The sequence below is a fragment of the Phenylobacterium sp. genome (assembly GCF_024508875.1).
GTDB lineage: Bacteria > Pseudomonadota > Alphaproteobacteria > Caulobacterales > Caulobacteraceae > Phenylobacterium.
Genome location: NZ_JANINU010000308.1, coordinates 1 through 1920, shown reverse-complemented (window position 1 = coordinate 1920; position 1920 = coordinate 1). Strand labels below are relative to the sequence as shown.

The 1920-nt window shown below is 69.8% G+C and carries 3 protein-coding genes; all 3 read right to left on the bottom strand.

All coding sequences use genetic code 11. The features are described 5' to 3' along the window. On the bottom strand, positions 1 to 364 hold a 364-nt coding region (locus Q0L11_RS20655), incomplete at its 3' end, for a translation initiation factor IF-2 associated domain-containing protein (RefSeq protein WP_296599770.1). A gap of 69 nt (positions 365 to 433) precedes the next feature. Continuing rightward, the gene (locus Q0L11_RS20650; protein ID WP_296599769.1) at positions 434 to 1111 is read right to left on the bottom strand and encodes an RNA-binding protein; all 678 of its coding nucleotides are present in this window, start codon (positions 1109 to 1111) and stop codon (positions 434 to 436) included. 213 nt (positions 1112 to 1324) lie between these two features. Beyond that, a partial coding sequence (locus tag Q0L11_RS20645) for a helix-hairpin-helix domain-containing protein (protein ID WP_296599768.1) occupies positions 1325 to 1920 on the bottom strand: 596 nt, incomplete at its 5' end.

Sequence of the window (1920 nt, the reverse complement as noted above, 5' to 3'; positions counted from 1 at the left end):
GCTCCTCGCGGGCGCGGCGCTCGGCCTCCTGCTGCGCCTGCTGGGCGCGAGCGGCCTCGATCACCCGCTGGCGGGCGGCGCGTTCCTCGGGCGAAAGACCATCGTTGGTCTGGGCCGGCGGGCGCTGGCCCTGCGGCTGCGGCGCGGCGGGACGCGGGGGCTCGAAAACGCGGCGCTCGGCATTGGACGGCGCGGCCAGATTGCCACCTGCCGACGCGTGCGGACGCGCCCGCTTGGTCTCGACGACCACCGTCTTCGTCCGGCCGTGGCTGAAGCTCTGCTTCACCGTGCCCGAGCTGACCGACCCGGCGCTGCGGGGCTTGAGGGTCAGGGGCTTACGGCCGTTGTTGTCGTTCTCGCTCATTCGCTCGCTTTACTCGGCGCCGGGCGGATCCCGGCACATCTCTCTATCAACGTCGAAGGGCGGAAAGCCTCATGGCTCCCGCTTGGCCTCGACAGGCTCCTCGCGCCAATCCTCAGGAAGGAGCGGACTGAACCCCGCCAGGCGCCGGACATCTTCGGCCCAACGCTCGGCGGCGCGCCCCGCAAGGAAGGCGGTGTGTATCACATTCTCCAGCCCTAAGGCCAAACCCAATTCGGCCGAGCTGAAGAGACCGACCACGCCGGGCGCCGGCGTGGTCTTGCGGGCCTGGGCCATGATCTTGCGACGCCCGTCGGCTGCGCCGTCGGACGCCTCGATCAGCCAGGCGGCCTTGCCCGAAGAGATTGCGGAGGAAACCTTCTCGAACCCCGAGGTAAGGTCGCCGGCGCGTCGCGCAAGCCCCAGCCCCGACAAAAGCCGGGTCCGCAGAAGGCTTTCCACCTGGTCGGCCAGGTTCGCCGGGGCGGTCACCTTGGCCTTGGCGGCGCGGGCGAACAGGCCCTTCTTCGCCGCCTGCGTCACCGACGCGCGGTCGGCGGCCACCCACATGCCACGCCCCGGCAGCTTGCGCGCCAGGTCGGGAACGGCCTGTCCGTCGGGGCCCGCCACGAAGCGGATCAGCCGCGCCTCCTCCATGACCTCGCCCGACACGATGTCGCGACGCTCGCGCGACGCCTCGGCGTGGGTCCTGGCGGAGGATGATTTTTCGGCGGCGCTCAATTCGTTCACGCTCCCTTCCTCCCCGATGGAGGAAGGGCCGGGGATGTCGTCGCCTTTTGACGAGATCGAAGTCATCGGCGCGCCCCCGACGGAGACCCGCGCCGACCTCGGTCCTCCCCATGCGCAGCGGGCACACCACCACCCAACCCTCCTCCATCGAGGAGGAGGGCTAGAGGTTGATGAGCACCACCACTGCGCACGGGAGAGTCACCTCACCCAGCCTTAAGCGTCTTGAGCTTCGCCGGCGGCTTCCGCCTCGGCGACATGCTCTTCGGAAGGCTCGCCGTCGGCGTCCGCGAACGCCTCCTCGCCGCCTTCTTCCTCGACGATCTCTTCCTCAGGGGGGGCCTCGACCCAGCCCATGGCGATCCGGGCGCGCATGATCAGCAGCTCGGCGTCGGCGGGCTCCAGGTTGAAGCTCTCGAGGATGCCCGGCTCGCGCACGCGCTCGCCATTCTTGCTCTCGAACCAGCCGCGCAGGTCGTCAGGCACCAGGCCGGCCAGGTCCTCGACCGACTTCACGTCGCCTTCGCCCAGGGCCACCGACATCGGCAGGGTGATCCCCTCGATCTCCAGCAGGGCGTCCTCGACGCCCAGGGCCTTGCGCTTGGCGTCGAACTCGGCGGCTTCCTTCTCCAGGTAGTCGCGGGCGCGGGCCTGGATCTCCTCGCCGGTCTCCTCGTCGAAGCCCTCGATCGAGGCGATCTCGGAAACGTCGACGTAGGCCACGTCCTCGACCGAGGCGAAGCCCTCGGTGACCAGGAGCTGGGCGATGACCTCGTCCACGTCCAGGGCTTCCTGGAACAGGGCCGTGCGCT